Source organism: Shewanella sp. ISTPL2, from assembly GCF_013283205.1.
GTDB classification, from domain to species: domain Bacteria; phylum Pseudomonadota; class Gammaproteobacteria; order Enterobacterales; family Shewanellaceae; genus Shewanella; species Shewanella oncorhynchi.
Genome location: NZ_JAAPAV010000001.1, coordinates 4,323,911 through 4,341,584 on the forward strand (window position 1 = coordinate 4,323,911; position 17,674 = coordinate 4,341,584).

Genomic DNA, 17,674 nt, shown 5'->3' on the forward strand with positions numbered 1-17,674 from the left:
TTTCTTAAATGTGGCTCCTATCGTTTTGATGTAGTGCTGTTATAAAAAATGCCGCCCTGTTAGGGCGGCATTTAACGTTTGATAAAGCACTAACTCTGTATCTAACCTGAACTCGGGATAACGAGTGTCGAAAAATCTAAATTTAACAAATAAAATCAATGGTATAAAATTATTCGTTTAAAGCGAAAAATCTATTTCCTGACTGAATGCGCAGATTTTTGCGCATATCAAGGCGCTCTGTCGTACGCCATAGCGAGCTATGGTTAGACAGAGCAACGCAGAGAGGCCCGAAAAGATGCCTATTCAGCGGCTCTGCTTATCCCGAGCTCAGGTTATCTAAGTCCGTATTTGAGTTAGGCCTTAAACTGGCTTATTTGGCGTTTTAAGGCGGCGGCTAAGGAAGACAGTTCATTGGCAGAATGCACTGTTTCAGTGGCACGGTGCTCGCCTTCGTTAGCGAGTTCGCTGATCTGATGCAAATTGTGGGTTATCTCTTGTGCAACACTGCTTTGCTGCTCAGTAGCCGAGGCAATATTGCGTGAGCTAATCGCGAGTTCGCCAATCCTACGGGTGATTTCCTTCAGTTGTTCACCCGTTGCTTCACCCTGTGCTGCAGATTCCATTCCTAATTGATGACTTTGGCTCATTTGTTCTGTGGTGCTTTTCACTTGAGTTTGCAGCTTTTCAATTGTTTGGCCAATTTCTACAATGGATGACTGGGTCCGCTGGGCGAGAGTTCTCACCTCATCGGCAACGACAGCAAAGCCTCGACCTTGATCGCCTGCGCGCGCCGCTTCAATCGCTGCATTTAATGCGAGTAAATTAGTTTGCTCGGCAATGCTGTTAATGACTTCGGTCACTTTGCTGATCGCTTCACTTTCATGGCTGACTTTTTCAACCGATTGATGACTGTTGCTGAGTTGCTGACTGAGTTTGAGTAAATCCTGCACCACTTTAGTCTGTTGGTTTTGACCTTCTTTGGCTGCGGCATCCACTTGCTGGCTTTGAACTGCGCCATCTTGGGCATGATTAGCCACATCACGGATCGAGGTCGACATTTCTTCGATGGCAGTTGCGATTTGATCCGTTTGTAGCATTAGAGCTTGAGCTTCTTCACCATTTTGCTTCGCGATACTTTGTGCCTTGGAGGCCTGTTGCTCTAGACTCATGACTGAATCCTGTAATGCAATAATCAATTGCCTGAGCTCTGAGGACATAGTTGATACGCTGGTCGTAATTCGATCTACTTCGTTTTGACTTTGTGGTTCTGATGGCGCTAAGTGATGGCTAAAATCGCCACTGCCTAAATTTTCCATATGCACTTGGAGGGCATGCAAAGGTTTGAGTGCGCGAATTAAGACAACTGATAATAGCGCTGTGATCAGCGCGATCCCTGTGATAGCAACGATGGCGTTGATGGTGAGCAATTGCATACTTTCTTCATTAAGCTCACTTGCCTTGACTTGACCCACTAGCACCCAATTCCAGCCCGTTACGGTTTGGCTATAAGCAAACATTGGCTCATTTTTACTATTGCTGTAATGGGATTCCGCATCATTTTGGGTGGCATACGCAACACTTAAGCCATCAAGCATACTTTCGGTGATGATGTCACCTGCGTTGAACTTAGGATGGGCGACTAACACATTGTCCGCTTTGCGTACTAATAGAAAATGGCCACTTTCTTCTAAGGTGATTCTGTTAACTGCTTCTTGTAATTGTTTTAAGGAAGTGGTGATGTCGAAGCCAATATATAAGATACCAATAACTTTGCCCTGTGTGTCTTTCACTGGACGATAGACTGTCATGTAGTCTTTGCCGAAAAGTTTGGCATAACCTTCGTATTCATTACCGCTGAGCAGCACTTGATAGCCTGGATGTGTTTTGCCAAGGGAAGTACCTAGTGCACGGCTGCCATCGGCTTTTTTGAGCGAAGTCGAAACTCGCATAAAGTCATCGCCATCACGTACGAATACCGTAGCGGTACCGCCAGTTAGATTAGCAAAACGATCGACTTTACTTTTTGATGAGTTCACTTGTTCTTGTTCGTGCATTAGGGCTGGAGAGCCAACTCCCATCACATTGACAGTTTTATTTTGCAGACTAAATTGTCCAGGATACATTTCCTTAAAAACATCGGCGTTGCGTCTCGCAAGTTGCAGAAGACTATCGTACTGCAGCTCTAACATGTCTGAAACTGCACGCATTTCAGATTTCATGGCACTGATACCTTTATCTTCTAATACATTTGAAGCGGCTTTATAGGAGACGGTACTCAATACGCCAAAGATGAGAAGAGTGAGAATAAACGCGAGGGCGCCAATTTGTTTTGCAATAGGCCAATTTTTATAATTCATCGTAAGATCCTATAGGTAACGGTTACATCAATGTAGCCTAAGTTTTACTTTGTAGTCTTGATGTGGGTCTAAAACTTCTGCAATTTTAAACTCATTTCGTTGATATTTTTGCAGTTTTAGACTTGGACTCATCGGCTTATTTTGCAGAAATGTTTGCAGAAATGTTAGCAGATAACATGCCCAAGTACTGGCTGTATTCTGAGGGTATAGACTAAGCTGCTTAAGGTGAATGGAGTTCATAGTGTTAGAACCACATTATAGGAGAAGTGTATATGCTAGGTGAGAATCATGCGTTGGTTTATGAGTTTCCTGATTTTGTCGATCAAATTAAGCATTTAAAAGTCAATAATACTGCCTTTGCGACCATGGCTAGTCGTTACCATGAACTCGATAATAAAATTAGGGCGCTGGAGTTAACAAAAGTGCCCACCGCCGATGAGCACTTTTTAGCGTTAAAATTAGAGCGATTAAACCTTAAAGATAAACTGTATCAATATCTAGTTCATGATGCGATTTGAGCTTGAATCGCGGATGGGTTGTTCGCCGTACGGGTTTTCATCAGCAGCAAATACATGGTTGGAACCCACACCAGAGAAAGTAAAGTCGTTAGCAGCGTGCCGCCCGCGATAGCAATGGCAAAGGGAGGCCAAAACCCGCCGCCAGCAATGATGAGCGGAATAAAACCGCCCACGGTGGTAATAGTCGTTGAGCTGATATGACGGCCACAGCTGCTGACGGTAGAGACTATGGTTTCCATATCGCCGAGCCGAGCGCTCGGCATATCTTCTAGTTCGGCCAAGATCACAATCGCAGCGTTAATGGCAAGTCCCATTAATCCAAGCAGTCCTATGATGACCGGGAATCCAAAGGGATAACCAAATACAAACACGGCTAATAGGCCAAGTCCTGCTGATTGTATCGCGCTCAATAGAATAATCGCCGTGAGCCTAAAGGAGTTAAATGACAACACCACAGTGGCTAATAACAAGGTGACGACCAATATCATATTGGACAGTAAATTACCGACTGCTTCGTTACGCTTAGCGCTTTCCCCACCGATTTCAATGCGATAACCCGATGGCAACGGTAATTGAGCCACTTTATCTTTAACATCATTAAGTACTTGAGCAGGTAATACCCCACTGACAATGTAGGCTTCTATGGTATTAACCCTTTGGCCGTTACGCCTTGGAATGGCGCCGCGGCTCACTTGTACTTCATTGTGGGCGAGGGCGGATAATGCAACAGACTCACCCGAAGGTGTCATTAATTGAATTTCAGAAAGGCGGCTCACCTGCTCGCGACTGTCATCAGCAAGGCGAACTCGTACGGGTAAGGATTCTGTTTGCTCAAGCACGCTACCACCGATAACGCCTGTGGTTGACATTTGGATCTGTTTGGCAATGTCCGTCAGGCTTAACCCACTCATTAGACTGGCATCTTCATTTACCTGTAGCCACAGCTTAGGTGCACCGGCACTTAAGGTTGCACGTGTGTGAAGTACGTCCGGCGTTTGCGCGAGAATATTACGAACGTCGTCGCCCAATGATCGCAAAGTATCTAGATTCGGGCCGAAGATCATTAACTCCACTGGCGCATTAAAGGGCGGGCCTTGCTCGAGTTTTCGTACTAGTACTTGCGCTTCGGGGAAAGCGCTATCAAATTGCTGTTGTAATTCGGGGATTAACTCATTAGCACGCTCAAAGTCAGTCACCTTTACCATGGCCTGTGCATAGTTAGTCGCCCCTTGTTGGCGCTGCGTCAGGTTGTAATAAAATGAGGGCGTATTACCGCCGACCACCCAATCGACTTGAGTGATCCCTGTGACTGCGTGGAGTTTTTTATCCATCAACTGCACTTGGTTCAAGGTGTTTTCTAAACTCACATGGGGCGCAAGATAGATTTCAATTTGGAACATGTCCCTGTCCGATGGCGGAAAGAACTGCTCCGTCATCTTACCCGAGGCTAAAAAACCTAATACTGGCGTAATGCCGATAAGCAGCGCGCTGACGATGGGGCGTTTAAGGGCAATTCTCAGGCTCGCTTGAAAATATTGGCTCACTAGCGGGAGGTTGATCCCGTGTTGGTACCAGACATCCTGTTTACCTTCATGACTAAAACGTCCCGCGAGCCCTGCAATTAACGTATGGGAAATCACGTAAGAGCCCAGCAGCGCAAACATCACTGACATGGCAATACCACCGACAAATTCCCCCGCAGCACCGGGCATGAGTACTATGGGCGCAAAAGCCAAAATAGTGGTGATAGTCGATCCCGCTAAGGGCAGCCAAAGGTGGTGTAAGGTTTCGCTCACTGCGGCTAAACGGCTCATTCCTTGCTGACGCCTTTGCGATATGGCATCGACAATCACTATCGCATTATCCACCATGATCCCAAGGGCGACGACGAGTCCTGTCACCGACATTTGATGTATCGGCAGGCCGATATATTTCATGCAGGCCAAGGTAAACAGCGCTGTGAGCGGCAATGAAATCGCCACTATGATGGCGTTTCTTAAGCCTAGGGTGAGGAGTAATACCAGTAAGATGATGACAAATCCTTGCAGCAGGTTAACCACTAGCCCGCCAAGTCGTTCGCTGGTGTAACTGTTTTGCTCGAATAGCCATTGGATCTGGATATTGGCGGGGACGTCGCGATTGAGTTCGTCAACGACGTTATTGACTTGCGCTTGCCAAAGATCAACACGGGTATTATCGATCATTCGTACTGCAACCATTACGCCTTGTTCACCATCGACTAACGCTATGCTATCCGCTGGGGTTTGAGCTTGGCGAGTCACTGTTGCTATGTCGCCGAGGCGAATAATTTGCCCTTGGCTATCAATTTTAAGCGGCACTTGGCGAATACGGGTTAAAGAATTAAGCTCGCCGGAGACTTCAACTAAGGCACGAAATTCACGGTTGTTGATTTCACCGGCAGCAATTTTACTGTCGGCGCCACTGAGAATATAGGCGATGGACGCAGGAGAGAGCTGTAACTGGCTCATCTTGTTACCATCAAGCTGCACTAGCATTTCTTCGGTCGGTGCGCCGTAAAGTTTGACAAAATCCGTGCCCGATAACAGCCTGAGCCGACTCTGTAATTCTTTTGCGTAGCGGTTTAGCATGTCGACTTGTACGGGCGTATTACTATTCCACACTAAACTTAAGATGGCGGTGTAGGCATAACCAATTTGATCATCGAGTGTGGGAGATTGTATGCCCTCAGGTAAATTAATTTTCGCATCGGCCAATAAATCCCGCGCTCGAGACCATACGGGAGCCGTTTCTTTAACTGTATCTTTCAATTCTAACTGTATAACTGAAATCCCTGGTCGAGAGGTTGATTGGATCAACTTAATTTCTTCCAAACGCCTGAGCTGGTTTTCAATGACTTCAGTCACTAAGGCTTCGACCCGCTCGGCTGAGGCGCCAGGATAAGGGGTGATCACAGAGGCGAAACGGTTAGTTATGTGGGGATCTTCAGTACGCGGTAGGCTCGATATCGCACCAAAGCCTGCGACAAGTAATAGCGCAATAACGAGGCTGACTAAGCGGCCGTTTTCAACAAAGGCTTTAATCATAATTACCTCGTGACTGCAGCAATGGGAGATACAGTTTGGCCTACGACCAGCTTATGCAGCCCTTGGCTGACATAGATTTCATTAGGCTGAATCGCGCCTTGAATGTAAGCCATGTCTTGGGTGGTGTAGAGGATTTCCACATCACGGCGCTCTATGATGGATTGCTGTTCATAGTTTGCGATGACATAGAGATTCCATAATCCACGAATACCATCCGTCAGTGCGGAAATGGGTACCCAGTAGCCCGGTTGCGGGATTTGCTGTTGTTGATGCAGATACGCAATTTCGCCATTGATTACATGTGCATCTTGGGGCAGGCTTATTCTCAGTTGTAGGGTACGACTGATGGGATTGACTTCAGCGCTAATACCGGCAATTTCAGCAGTAAAGGTTTGATCTCGTACACTAACTTGCACTTGCTGTTTGGTGTTAAATTGCTCCGCTAGCGCAACAGGAACACCAATATAAGCTTCAGGATTGATGTTACCCACTAAGGTGAAGATAGGACTGCCCGCGGCAATCACTTCGCCAAGATTATGTAGCCTTTGGCTGATGGTGCCGTCAAAGGGCGCTACTAAGATGGATTTATCGAGCTTAAGTTGATTGGCATGCTGCGAAGCGAGTAGACGGTTTTTCGCTGCGGCTAAGCTATTTAATTGTGAGCGGTTTTCATCTAATAGCTGTTCAGAGACATAGCCCGATTTCTTTAATTCTTGATTACGTTTTAGAGTGCTGGTGGCCAGATCAACATCGGCTTGGGTTTGTGCCAGACTTGCTTGGATCTCTTGACGCTCGGCTTCGAGTAGTCGGGTATCGAGAACTGCAAGTATTTGTCCTTGCTTAACTTTACTCCCAGAATCGACCAGTAAATTGTTTAACTTTCCTGCTAGTTCAAAGCCTACACCTGTGGTGTTACCTGCACGGATAGTGCCAGTGAAGGTCTGAAAGTGTTCATAACTTGGGGTCTGGATCAACGCTTGGCTTGTGACTGTGGGTAGCGTGGCTGTCGTAGCGTGTTCAGTCACTTCCTTTTGACAGGCGGATAATGTGGCTAAAGCAAACACGCAGACGCTAAGAGTGCGCCAAGAAAGTCGGGCAGTTCGATCCATTTTAAAGGCTTCCGCTGTAAGTTAAACGTTAATACTATGTAACTAGACTTTCCAGTCTAGTTGTACGAAACTAGACTGTCTAGTCTATTTTGTGCTTAACTAATGCCAATTAATTATGTCTATCTATTTGAGAGTTGATATGACGCATTCCTCTGAGACGCAATTACCTTTGAGCCGTAGTGAACAAAAACGTCAGCAAGTCCTTGTGGCTGCTATTGATTTGTTTTGTCGTCAAGGTTTCCCTCATACCAGTATGGATGAGGTTGCAAAGCTTGCGGGCGTGTCGAAACAAACCGTATATTCCCATTACGGCAGCAAAGATGAATTATTTGTTGCGGCAATTGAATCTAAGTGTGTTGGCCATAATCTTAATGATGATTTGTTAAGTGATCCCACTAAGCCGGAATCGGCATTAACCCAATTTGCTTTGCAATTTGGGGAGATGATTGTCAGTCCTGAAGCTATTACTGTATTCAAAGCCTGTGTGGCGCAATCCGAAAGTCATCCTGAAGTGTCGCGATTGTTCTTTGATGCAGGCCCTAAACACATAGTGGGCTTATTGGCGGATTATTTAGTCGCTGTAGAAGCGTTAGGGCAATATCGATTTGGTAATGCTCACCATAGTGCAGTGCGTTTATGTTTAATGTTGTTTGGTGAGTTAAAACTTAAATTAGAATTGGGATTAGTGGCCGATGAACTTTTTGACGACAGGAATCATTATATATTGGGTTGTGCTGACATGTTCTTGAGGGCGCATCGGGTAGAGTGAAGGCTTGTTTGTTTTAGAGGTATTAGTTTGTATTTTCATTTTGAAAGTGTGAACCTTTTTATTCAATAGCGCGTATTATGCACAAAAATTTATTCATTATTTTAAATGCAAGGAGCTAGCGTGGCTAATCGAGAACTCGCACCATTAAGCGTAAAACAGCGGTTGCTGAAAGGCAGTTTGTTATTGTTACCGTTAATGAGCTGTGCCGCTATTGCAGCGGATAAACCTTCGCAGGAATACAAACCTTTTAGATTAAGTGTCACACAGATCAGCACCCAAAGCGCCGAGGTAGCTAATGGCAATACTGAGCTACAAAGGGACAGCTTATTACTGAATGCTGGGATGAATGTATCACTGGATAAGCAATGGTCGCTAGGCTTTCGTGTGGGCTATGACCGACTTGATTATGACTGGCGTAACATCACGCTTACTGGCGCAAACAATGTCGCACCGCTGTTTGGCACCGACGGACAGAATTGGGATCATATTAATCGTTACCGTGCCGGAGTGTCGTTAAATTATCGCATGGATAAACATTGGGCCTTCTTTTTAGCGCCGCAGATCCAATATGCCTACGCCGATACTGCATCAGCTAGCCAAGCTCAGAGTTACGGTATTGTGGCATCGGCCATGTATGCATTTGATTCGGGAAACATGATTGGCTTTGGGGTCGCGTATCTTAATGATATCGATGAAGTTCGCACTGTGCCTTATCTTGCCATGCGTTGGCAGATAGATGAACATTGGACACTGGCTAATCCATTCCAAGCCGGTTTTAGTGGTCCAGCAGGACTAGAGCTCAGTTATCAATTCAATCCTGATTGGAATATTGGTTTGGGTAGTTCACGTCGTACTGAGCGATTCCTTATTGAGGATGATGATATTGCTGTAGAAACGAACGAATGGGTGAGCTATCTTCGTGGCGGTTGGCGAGCAACGCCTGCTTTAACCGTAAATCTCTATGCTGGTTATTACTTTGATGGTGAGTTAGAAGTGACAAATCAAGCCGCGCTTGAAATGGATAACCAAGGCGCAGCGGCCTTGGATATCGAATTCAAATTCTAACGTTAATGTCAGTTATTTGCCCAGCATGGCCTCTTTGAGGCTTTTCTGGGCTGGCTTATCACCTAGCCAAATTTTTAACAGTGCTTGACGGAACATTTCACCTTCGATGGTGGCTTGTTCCTGACCATTTTTATAGGCCGTCACGCCGCGGGCTTTATTGGCGACTAAGGTAAATTGGTCACCTTCTTTAATTTCTTCCTTAAACAGCGCCATAAAGGTATCTATCTGCGGTTGAATATCGGCGGTGTTTTCAGCCGTCGCTTGCTCAAAACCTTCAGTGATCGCATCGCGCATTTTTTCTGAGGTGATCATGCCTGAGGTAATGTTAAGGCGTATCGCTGCAACTGGTGCATCAATAACCGCTGCAGTGCTACTTAATGCTGCTGGCAAATACAAACTGCCTACATATAAATCCATAAAGAACTTACTGCGAACGCCCGCGCCATTGAGCTGTAATGTTTGGCTATCTAATGTCACTGTCTCGGCGACTTGCACTCCTGAGACTTCTTTGGCCATTAATGTGTGGGATAATAACAGCGCGCTTGCTAGGGTAAGAGTGGAGAGTAACTTCATAATACACCTCATTTTTCTATTTTAATTATTGGGTTTTAAGCAGATTTTTATGAGTATTTACAGCAAAAAGTTGACCCCAACTTCTCAAATACTCGGCACCGAAAATGGATGTTAATCTAAAGAAGAGGGGAGAGATAGGCTAATTGTGCTTAAGTATCTTTCGAGTATGGCATACTCATCATTAAGTATGAGCATGCCAACGAGATGACTCCTCGCGCTAAACTATTGCGTAAAAGTATTGGCGTAAAGCTATCGATGGGAAATCATCAGCGTTAAGCGCCCTGTATAAATTATCCGCGAGTGCCTAGCTTGTATTGACCACTCTGTTCGAACATCACTGCTTGTTTCTGTTTTGGCGAGATCAAAATGGGACCGTCGTCAAAGAAAAGAAAACACTTCCAATTGCGGACGAACACATCCCAACGAGTTTCAATAATCTGATATTTTTCATAGCAAAAATACACCGGCGTCTCATCGGGCCATTGTATAAACTCAGCTAACATGGCGGGTAAACTGCTATCTTCACTATCCCAAGCGCTCTGCCAATGATCTGTTTCCACCCAAGCATCAGCCTTCGCCGCCCAATCTCCCTTAGTAAATTGCTCCGCACGACTACTCTTGTTGCTGATCCATTGATTCCAGATTTCCATCGCACTTTTATCTGTTAACGGCAGGATATGCGTCTTGTCCTCGTCGGTGACAGGCAAGTCTTTGTGGTTGAAAATCCACTTACGGCGGTAAGTTTCTAAAGGTATATAGGTATGAGCCAAACAAAATCTCCTAGGATATGCAGATGAGCAATGCTGAAACGAGGCTAATTATACGGTCTAGCGAGGTAATAGTGAAATCACCGAACACGAATATGCGAGTTCGGTGATCTTGAGCCTGTTATTGTGAGACGTTCATTAGTCTTGTGAGTTCAGATAAGTAATCACGTGCCACTTGATTATCGGGATCGGCATTAATTGCATTAGAAAATGCAGTGTGCGAAGCTTCTACTTGATTGATTTCAAACATGAATAATCCAAGTTTTATCCATGTTTGTGTATCCGATGGATACTTCTCTAGGTAATCTAGGTAGACATTAACTGAGTCTTGAATCTTGCCTTGGAGTTTTAAAATATGCGCATACTGAGGCATGTACTCATCACTATAAGCCAAAATTTTGACTAGAGTTGCTGTTGCAAGCTCAAGGTTACTTAGTTTGAGCGCCAGTAAAATAATATGTTTTAACTCCATCTCAGTACAAAGTTCTTCAGGCAGAGCAAGTAAAGTATCTAATGCCTGTTGCGGCTGCTGTTCAAGGCTGAGTTGGAATGATAAGGCGAGGTGATATAATCTTTTTGTTTCGTTATCTTTTTCAATGAATGGAAGCAAGTTACTCACAGTTATGGCTAAACCATAACTGTTTTTGGACTGATTTAGTCGTATTATTTTTGTGTAAACATGCTCTAGAGCGTCACCTGAGTTCAATTTATCGACGTAGGCTTGTCTGACTTGGGTAAGATTATTGCTATATAACAGATTAAGTTTTGATAATATATTTTCTTCATCAGCATTAAAAATATGAGACTCGTGCATTTTTTTCCATATAAAAGCTCTACCCGGTTGATTCTCCTCTTCCCATTTTATAGCTAATTCTATCAGAGGGGTATTACTGATCTCGTTTAATCTAAATTGGAGTTTTTGACATGCATTTTCAACCAATCTTAGAATAATCGAGCAAATTGATGAGAAAGCATTATAGTATCTAATTGACATAGTGTTTATATGATGCTGAGTCCAGCTTTCAGTATCTCTAGTTGTCAAGAACTTTGAAAACTCAAAATAGCCGTATACTTTTATTATTTTTGATAAGTCACCGTATTTATTATTTAGTTCCTCTTCTATCATGTTTATTTTATTAAGAGTCAATGCGGAAGATTTAGAGTTTAAATTTAAGGTTTGAGAAAGTCTTTGTGCTTTTTTAATTGTTTCCAATGCTTTTGATAGTTCAGTTTTTTTTGTTAAACAATCGGCTAGTACATTAAGTAAATCATTTTTTTTATTTTCAATAAATATGTCTGTACAGTTTGTTTTTTTAGATTCATATTTAGTAAGGTTAATTTCATTTTTATTTTTGTAAGATATGCCTTGTATTTTTGCCGCACTGTTGGATAAATTAATTATTTCAACATCAAGATAGACTCTTGCTTCATGTTCAAGAGACTCCATGGCATGTTTGAGTTGTAATAATGTTTCCGCTTGATAGCCATCATAGGTTTCTACCCATATTGTATTATGTCCTAAACTAGGGCCAAGACTCGCCTCTATTGTACCATTTGCATGACTGTAACCAGATTTTGAGTAACAAAAATCAACACCACTTAGTAATATTCTAGAAAATCCCATTTCAATGGCTAAACGCACAGAACTATTAGTTACTGTTGGTCCAACTGTAGGAATATTATCATTATCAATTTTATTGCTCCAAGGGAGCCTTTGGCCCATGTAAAGAGACTTTCCTTGCCATTGAGATAAAATTTTTGGACTAATATGATACGAGTTAACAAGAAGTGTTTTATCATGTAAATCAAACATACCACGACTTACATCAAAGCTTACTTCTTGTGGGTCTACGCTTACGATAATGTCTGGAACTATCCCTGAATTAGCTAGTTTTCCTGCAATACGTGAAACTGAAATTATGTATAATTTATTTTGGTTATCTTTAATCCAGTCAATGTTTTCATCTAATGAAGGCCCACCTGCAATAATTATGCAGGTTTGTTCTTTAAATGTATTTCGCAGCAACTTAGATTGAGTGTGATTGTCTGCAATATTATCTAGTTGTGCATGGAAAAATATTTTTTGAGTAAAGTTCACTCGGTTATCAAAGTACTCACTTTGTAATCTTAACTCTAAAATGTTAAATAGAACATTGTAATCTTCGATGTGCCGAGCGGCAACGGCAAGAGAGGCATAAAGATAACATTCATCTTTAGCTATGAATAGCTTAATATCATCTTTGCTAAATAGCTCATCTAAGCCAGATTCATCGATAATAATTATTTTATTCTTAAGTTCTGTAGGAATGTCAATAACCAAAAGTGGAGTGATTGATGAGAGTTCTATAAAGACAAATTTACTACCGTCAGGAATGTTATTTTCAAGTATGAAATTTGTTAATAACCCAGAGTCCATACCAATGATAATGTTCAGTCTATCTTTCTTACTGAATGAATTTTTAAATTTTTTACTATAGATTGTTTTTGAGTCAGCTTTCTCAAAAGTATGGCGATTTACACTGGGCAAGTAGTACTCGTTGAAGCGACTTATTGCAAAGTTATTCAATATGTAGGTATGTAGTTGCATGTTTTCCTCTTTCTTACGAACAACTTAAAAGTGTGCTTTCAGAGTAATAACTATAGTGTCACTTCCCTGAGGTTCATTGCAAGAACGACACAGCGGTGCAAATTTCGCTCCAACAATATTTTGACACAATGAAGCTGGCTTTTTTGTTGCATAAATGTAATATTTAAAGTCATCTACAGTAATGGATAGATAAAATCTTCATATTTTATCTATACTTGTCTATAATCACATATCTTAAGTCGTATGATGTTCTTGTGTCATCACCATAAGTTTTTTTTGGCGCAAATTATGCTTAGAGATGCAGTATTGACAAATTTACTTATTGTTGTCTCATGTTGCTAATCGAAAATTTGGATAGTTTAGTGGGGAAAGTCTATGTTTGATGACAAAACGATTTTGATTACTGGTGGCACAGGGTCATTTGGGCAAAAATATACCAAAGCAATTCTTGAAAGATACAGGCCTAAACGACTTATTATTTTCTCCCGCGATGAGCTTAAGCAATACGAGATGCAACAGATATATAATGCGCCATGCATGCGATATTTTATAGGTGATGTGCGCGATAGTGACAGATTAAAACAAGCATTTAAAGATGTTGATTATATTATTCATGCTGCTGCGTTAAAGCAAGTTCCTGCTGCTGAATACAATCCAATGGAATGTATTAAGACAAATATCCATGGCGCTGAAAATGTCATTCGAGCCGCTATCAGTAACAATGTAAAGAAAGTGATTGCTTTGTCGACGGATAAAGCGGCAAGCCCAATTAATCTCTATGGTGCGACTAAACTAGTTTCTGACAAATTATTTGTAGCGGCAAACAATGTTGTTGGTGACGGTCAAACGCGATTTTCAGCGGTTCGCTATGGTAATGTTGTCGGATCGCGTGGATCTGTCGTTCCTTACTTTAAACAGTTAATTGCCAATGGTGCTACATCTTTGCCTATTACCCATCCTGAGATGACCCGCTTTTGGATTACGTTGCAAGATGGAGTGGATTTTGTGCTTAAAAATTTTTCTCGTATGCAAGGTGGCGAAATTTTTGTGCCAAAAATCCCATCCATACGATTAATCGACCTTGCAACGGCCTATGGCGCTGAACTTAAACAGGAAATTGTGGGTATACGACCTGGTGAAAAAATGCATGAAGTGATGTGTCCTGGCGATGATTCACATCATACTATTGAGTTTGAGGATCATTTTGTCATAACCCCTAGTATTAAATTCTTCAATCGTGAAAATGATTACACATCTAATTTACTGGGTGAAAAGGGTAGATTAGTCGAACAAGGTTTTGAATATCATTCAGGTAATAATCCACACTTTTTAACTGTTGATGAAATCCTTGCTATGGATGCGACTGTATGATCCCTTATGGTAAACAAGATATTAATCAAGATGATATCGATGCCGTTGTTGCAGTGCTTAACTCCGACTATTTAACGCAGGGGCCAAATGTGCCTGAGTTTGAACAAGCTATCTGTAACTATGTCGCTGCAAATTATGCAGTTGCAGTTAATAGTGCGACATCTGCTTTACATATTGCATGTCTTGCACTTAATGTTGGTATCGGTGATATTGTTTGGACATCCCCCATCACTTTTGTTGCTTCGGCAAACTGTGCGCTTTATTGCGGTGCCAAGATCGATTTTGTTGATGTTAACTCTTCAACTGGCAATATGTGTGCTCAAGCATTAGAAGCCAAACTTATCGTAGCCAAATCAGCTAACAAACTCCCGAAGGTTATTATACTTGTGCACATGGCTGGTCATAGCTGTGATATGCAAGCGATAGGACAACTTGCTAAGCGATATGGTGTAAAGATAATTGAAGATGCATCCCATGGTATTGGTGGCTCATATCAATCGCAGAAAATAGGTTCATGTCAGTATAGTGATATCACTGTGTTTAGTTTCCATCCAGTTAAAATTATTACCACTGCAGAAGGCGGCGTCGCTACGACTAATGATACACAATTAGCTCAAGTAATGCAGAGTTATAGGAGTCATGGGATTACTAAATCTGCAGGAGTATTGGTACGACCCGACGAAGGGGATTGGTACTATGAACAACATCATTTAGGTTTTAATTACCGCATGACTGAGCTCCAGGCGGCATTAGGTAATAGCCAAATTAAGCGACTGGATGAGTTTGTAGAAAAAAGAAATAAGCTCGCTAAACATTACGAGTCGGTACTTACTCATTTAAATATTGAATTTATTCAGCCTCTTACTGATAGTCAGAGTGCTTATCATCTTTTTATTATACAATTACCAACGTATATTGATCGTAAGTTAACATTTAACCTAATGCGTTTGGCTGGCATTTGTGTTCATGTGCATTATTTTCCAGTGTATCTTCAACCATATTATATGAAGATGGGCTTTGTAGAAGGGTATTGTCCAGGGGCTGAAGCCTACTATGCTAACTGTCTTACCTTGCCACTGTTTCCAGAGTTGAATGAAATTGAACAAGATTTTATCATTGATGAGCTTGTAAAAATTATAAATAAATAATAAATATTTCTTTCATTTTATTTTTTCAAAGATATCTATTACATTAGTGCCCCATTTTTGAGATATTTCTTTCATTCTACCGCGTGTTGGGGCATAAGTAGGGATTATATAGATTGGAATGTTGCTATTAGCAAGTTCTATACTTGATGAAATGTTTTTTTCTTTATAAGTATGACCAGATAGTTCGTAATCATAAAGTAAAATTAAATCTGATTTTATTGCATCAATCAATTCTGGATAAAATTCAGTTAATAGATAAAAATCCCCACCAATCCCCCAAATTCCAACTTTTTTATTGTTTTTTAAACTCTGCTGGACGGCATCAAAAAGAGCACTCTGATACTGCTGGTATTTACTGAATCGTCTTACTATCGCGGACGTTGCTGTGTTTACGATCGTTTGACTGACTATAGACTCTGTAGTGGTAGATCTTTCTAATAAAAGCATCAATCTTGGAATGTTCCCTGTTGTTAGCTGTTGCTGTTTAACAATTTTCAATCCCGCTTCTTGGGTCAGTAATGTCATAGAGTCTTTTGTATAGTAATGAATATGCTGACCATGCACGAGATTAGTTACAGCTAAGTTGTCGAGAAATGCATCTTGGCTGCAATCAGGGACTTCTATAAATATGTAACCGTTATTAGTTAAACAACTACTTATATTTTTCAGAAAATTAACTGGTTCAATAATATGCTCTAATACATGAGTACTTATTGCTAGTGAGATAGGTTTATTACTGAAGTGTTTATTTATGGTATCTAGCTGATTTAAATCTGCACCGACATGATCAATTGTACTTGAATGGATATGATTATGGAAATCTACGCTTGATAATTTCAATGAGTGATATGAGTACTCAAGTTCAATATGTTTTAAGGTTTTCCCCGCTCCAGCACCAAAGTCTACTATATGAATACCTTTTGTAATATAATCAGCGATAAAGTCTACCATTTCTTCATAAGGAGATTTATTGCCTACAGGTGTATCGCACCACATGTCAGGTTCTAGATTATTTGAAAAATAAAGTGCACTAAATACCTTAGGAGTATAAGGAATGGTGACTTGAACGTGATGGCAATGTTGGCACTGGCCGATTGGAAAAAAAAGTGTTTTTCTCACGAGTTCGGTATTGCTCTTATCCCAAATACCTGAAATAAGTGTATCTATGATTTTCCAATTTTTATGAGAACATATTTTGCACGATGTTTGCGAAGTGAAAGTAGTACTCATTTTATTCATTCTCCTTAAAATAGTAGTCTATAACGTTGTGCCAATCGCGGGATATTGCTCGCATCTTAATGCGTGTTTCTGCAAGTATAGGACTCATAAATACGTTATAGTTGAAAGTTGGAATATTGCTACTACACAATATTCTTTGAGATTGAATCTCTTTGTCTTTGAGTACATAATCAAAAAGTACTATATCCCCTTTTGAAATATGTTTATTAAGATCGGTATTTTCATTAATAAGAGTATAAAAATCAGCACCAATTCCCCAGAGGCCAACCTTGCCTTGTTGATTTATTTTTTCGCGTAGTACGTTAGCTAGTTGCGAACGGAGTGCACGACATTGCGCCTGATAATGACATATAACATCAGCGGTATTGAATTTTAAAGCTGAAATGCAGATCTGTTCGAGTTGACTTGGTGATAGTAGCACTAGTAGTCTAGGGATATACCCTGTCGTTACTCTTGTTAGTTTTGTTACTTCCAAACCAGCGAGTTGTGCTGCATAAGTAAGTGAATCTGCTGTAAAGTAATGAATATGCTGTAAGTTGATCAAGTTACTCATACCAATTGAATCGATGTTATGTCGTTCTGAAAAGTCTGGCACCTCGATGAAAATAACCCCGTTTGGACTTAATTGTTTTTTTATTTGCCGCAAAAATTCAACGGGATTGATTACATGCTCTAATACATGAGACGCCATCGCAAGATCGATCCCATTAGGCCAATAATTATTTGGTAGATTGTTAAGATGGTTTAGATCGAATGATAAATAGCGAATATTATTTTGCGAAAAACGGTTATTAAAATCAATACCTATTAGCGTACTCTTTGGTGTTGCGCGATTCGCTGCTTCTAAAAGCTTCCCTTCGCCACAACCCAAATCGACAACTATTTCAGGCGCAGAATCACCTAATGCAAAGTTAATCATCTCTTCATAGGGACGATTATCATTTACAAGAGATTCATGCCACATGACTGCCTCCTGCTTGGAGTGAAAATACAATTTCTTAAACAGTTTAGATGTATATTTACTGCTGATTTGGACATGCCCACAATGCTGACATGTTGACAGCGGATAATCTGACGATTTACGAGTCAGTACTTGGCCGCTTTCG

Annotated in this window: 13 protein-coding genes; 5 read left to right on the forward strand and 8 right to left on the reverse strand. The window is 41.4% G+C overall.

Annotated features, from left to right (window positions below; translation table 11 throughout):
- Positions 1-353: 353 nt before the first annotated feature.
- Positions 354-2,357, reverse strand: coding sequence for a methyl-accepting chemotaxis protein (locus HUB64_RS19165; RefSeq protein ID WP_028761242.1), 2,004 nt, complete (start codon positions 2,355-2,357; stop codon positions 354-356).
- Between the two features lie 272 nt (positions 2,358-2,629).
- On the opposite strand from HUB64_RS19165, the gene HUB64_RS19170 reads away from it, so the two are divergent.
- On the forward strand, positions 2,630-2,875 hold the full coding sequence (locus tag HUB64_RS19170; RefSeq protein WP_105251903.1) for a YdcH family protein: 246 nt from the start codon (positions 2,630-2,632) through the stop codon (positions 2,873-2,875).
- Here HUB64_RS19170 and HUB64_RS19175 read toward each other — a convergent pair.
- A complete protein-coding gene (locus tag HUB64_RS19175) occupies positions 2,860-5,940 on the reverse strand; it encodes an efflux RND transporter permease subunit (RefSeq protein WP_173497629.1) in 3,081 nt (1,026 codons plus the stop codon). The genes HUB64_RS19170 and HUB64_RS19175 overlap by 16 nt on opposite strands.
- A gap of 2 nt (positions 5,941-5,942) precedes the next feature.
- Positions 5,943-7,049 (reverse strand): efflux RND transporter periplasmic adaptor subunit, encoded by a 1,107-nt coding sequence (locus HUB64_RS19180; protein WP_173243709.1) that lies wholly within the window; start codon positions 7,047-7,049, stop codon positions 5,943-5,945.
- A gap of 139 nt (positions 7,050-7,188) precedes the next feature.
- Here HUB64_RS19180 and HUB64_RS19185 point away from each other — a divergent pair, with 139 nt between their 5' ends.
- Positions 7,189-7,818, forward strand: a complete 630-nt coding sequence (locus HUB64_RS19185; RefSeq protein WP_105251906.1) for a TetR/AcrR family transcriptional regulator — start codon at positions 7,189-7,191, stop codon at positions 7,816-7,818.
- A gap of 120 nt (positions 7,819-7,938) precedes the next feature.
- Positions 7,939-8,883, forward strand: coding sequence for a DUF6268 family outer membrane beta-barrel protein (locus tag HUB64_RS19190; RefSeq protein WP_173497630.1), 945 nt, complete (start codon positions 7,939-7,941; stop codon positions 8,881-8,883).
- 12 nt (positions 8,884-8,895) lie between these two features.
- Here the strand turns inward: HUB64_RS19190 and HUB64_RS19195 are convergent, their stop codons facing one another.
- The 3 genes from HUB64_RS19195 to HUB64_RS19205 form a co-directional block, all read right to left on the reverse strand.
- The gene (locus tag HUB64_RS19195) at positions 8,896-9,456 is read right to left on the reverse strand and encodes a chalcone isomerase family protein (RefSeq protein ID WP_173497631.1); all 561 of its coding nucleotides are present in this window, start codon (positions 9,454-9,456) and stop codon (positions 8,896-8,898) included.
- A gap of 290 nt (positions 9,457-9,746) precedes the next feature.
- Positions 9,747-10,226, reverse strand: coding sequence for a DUF2947 domain-containing protein (locus HUB64_RS19200; protein WP_173497632.1), 480 nt, complete (start codon positions 10,224-10,226; stop codon positions 9,747-9,749).
- A 118-nt stretch (positions 10,227-10,344) separates the two neighbouring features.
- Positions 10,345-12,810, reverse strand: a complete 2,466-nt coding sequence (locus tag HUB64_RS19205) for a 6-hydroxymethylpterin diphosphokinase MptE-like protein (protein WP_173497633.1) — start codon at positions 12,808-12,810, stop codon at positions 10,345-10,347.
- Between the two features lie 375 nt (positions 12,811-13,185).
- Between HUB64_RS19205 and pseB the strand changes: the two genes are divergently transcribed.
- Together pseB and pseC are read left to right on the forward strand one after the other, a co-directional pair.
- The gene (gene pseB, locus HUB64_RS19210) at positions 13,186-14,181 is read left to right on the forward strand and encodes a UDP-N-acetylglucosamine 4,6-dehydratase (inverting) (RefSeq protein ID WP_173243718.1); all 996 of its coding nucleotides are present in this window, start codon (positions 13,186-13,188) and stop codon (positions 14,179-14,181) included.
- A complete protein-coding gene (gene pseC / locus HUB64_RS19215) occupies positions 14,178-15,329 on the forward strand; it encodes a UDP-4-amino-4,6-dideoxy-N-acetyl-beta-L-altrosamine transaminase (RefSeq protein WP_173497634.1) in 1,152 nt (383 codons plus the stop codon). Before pseB ends, pseC begins: the two co-directional genes overlap by 4 nt.
- 12 nt (positions 15,330-15,341) lie before the next feature.
- Here pseC and HUB64_RS19220 read toward each other — a convergent pair whose 3' ends face one another.
- Entirely contained in the window at positions 15,342-16,559 is a 1,218-nt protein-coding gene (locus HUB64_RS19220) for a class I SAM-dependent methyltransferase (protein WP_173497635.1), read from the reverse strand.
- 1 nt (position 16,560) lies between these two features.
- On the reverse strand, positions 16,561-17,532 hold the full coding sequence (locus HUB64_RS19225) for a class I SAM-dependent methyltransferase (protein WP_254451439.1): 972 nt from the start codon (positions 17,530-17,532) through the stop codon (positions 16,561-16,563).
- Positions 17,533-17,674: the final 142 nt, after the last annotated feature.

Coding starts and splice junctions, on each gene's coding strand:
- HUB64_RS19180 (WP_173243709.1), bottom strand. CDS start 7,049: ATGGATCGAACTGCCCGACTTTCTTGGCGCACTCTTAGCGTCTGCGTG.
- HUB64_RS19225 (WP_254451439.1), bottom strand. CDS start 17,532: ATGTGGCATGAATCTCTTGTAAATGATAATCGTCCCTATGAAGAGATG.
- HUB64_RS19195 (WP_173497631.1), bottom strand. CDS start 9,456: ATGAAGTTACTCTCCACTCTTACCCTAGCAAGCGCGCTGTTATTATCC.
- HUB64_RS19165 (WP_028761242.1), bottom strand. CDS start 2,357: ATGAATTATAAAAATTGGCCTATTGCAAAACAAATTGGCGCCCTCGCG.
- pseB (WP_173243718.1), top strand. CDS start 13,186: ATGTTTGATGACAAAACGATTTTGATTACTGGTGGCACAGGGTCATTT.
- HUB64_RS19185 (WP_105251906.1), top strand. CDS start 7,189: ATGACGCATTCCTCTGAGACGCAATTACCTTTGAGCCGTAGTGAACAA.
- HUB64_RS19220 (WP_173497635.1), bottom strand. CDS start 16,559: ATGAGTACTACTTTCACTTCGCAAACATCGTGCAAAATATGTTCTCAT.
- HUB64_RS19205 (WP_173497633.1), bottom strand. CDS start 12,810: ATGCAACTACATACCTACATATTGAATAACTTTGCAATAAGTCGCTTC.
- pseC (WP_173497634.1), top strand. CDS start 14,178: ATGATCCCTTATGGTAAACAAGATATTAATCAAGATGATATCGATGCC.
- HUB64_RS19175 (WP_173497629.1), bottom strand. CDS start 5,940: ATGATTAAAGCCTTTGTTGAAAACGGCCGCTTAGTCAGCCTCGTTATT.
- HUB64_RS19170 (WP_105251903.1), top strand. CDS start 2,630: ATGCTAGGTGAGAATCATGCGTTGGTTTATGAGTTTCCTGATTTTGTC.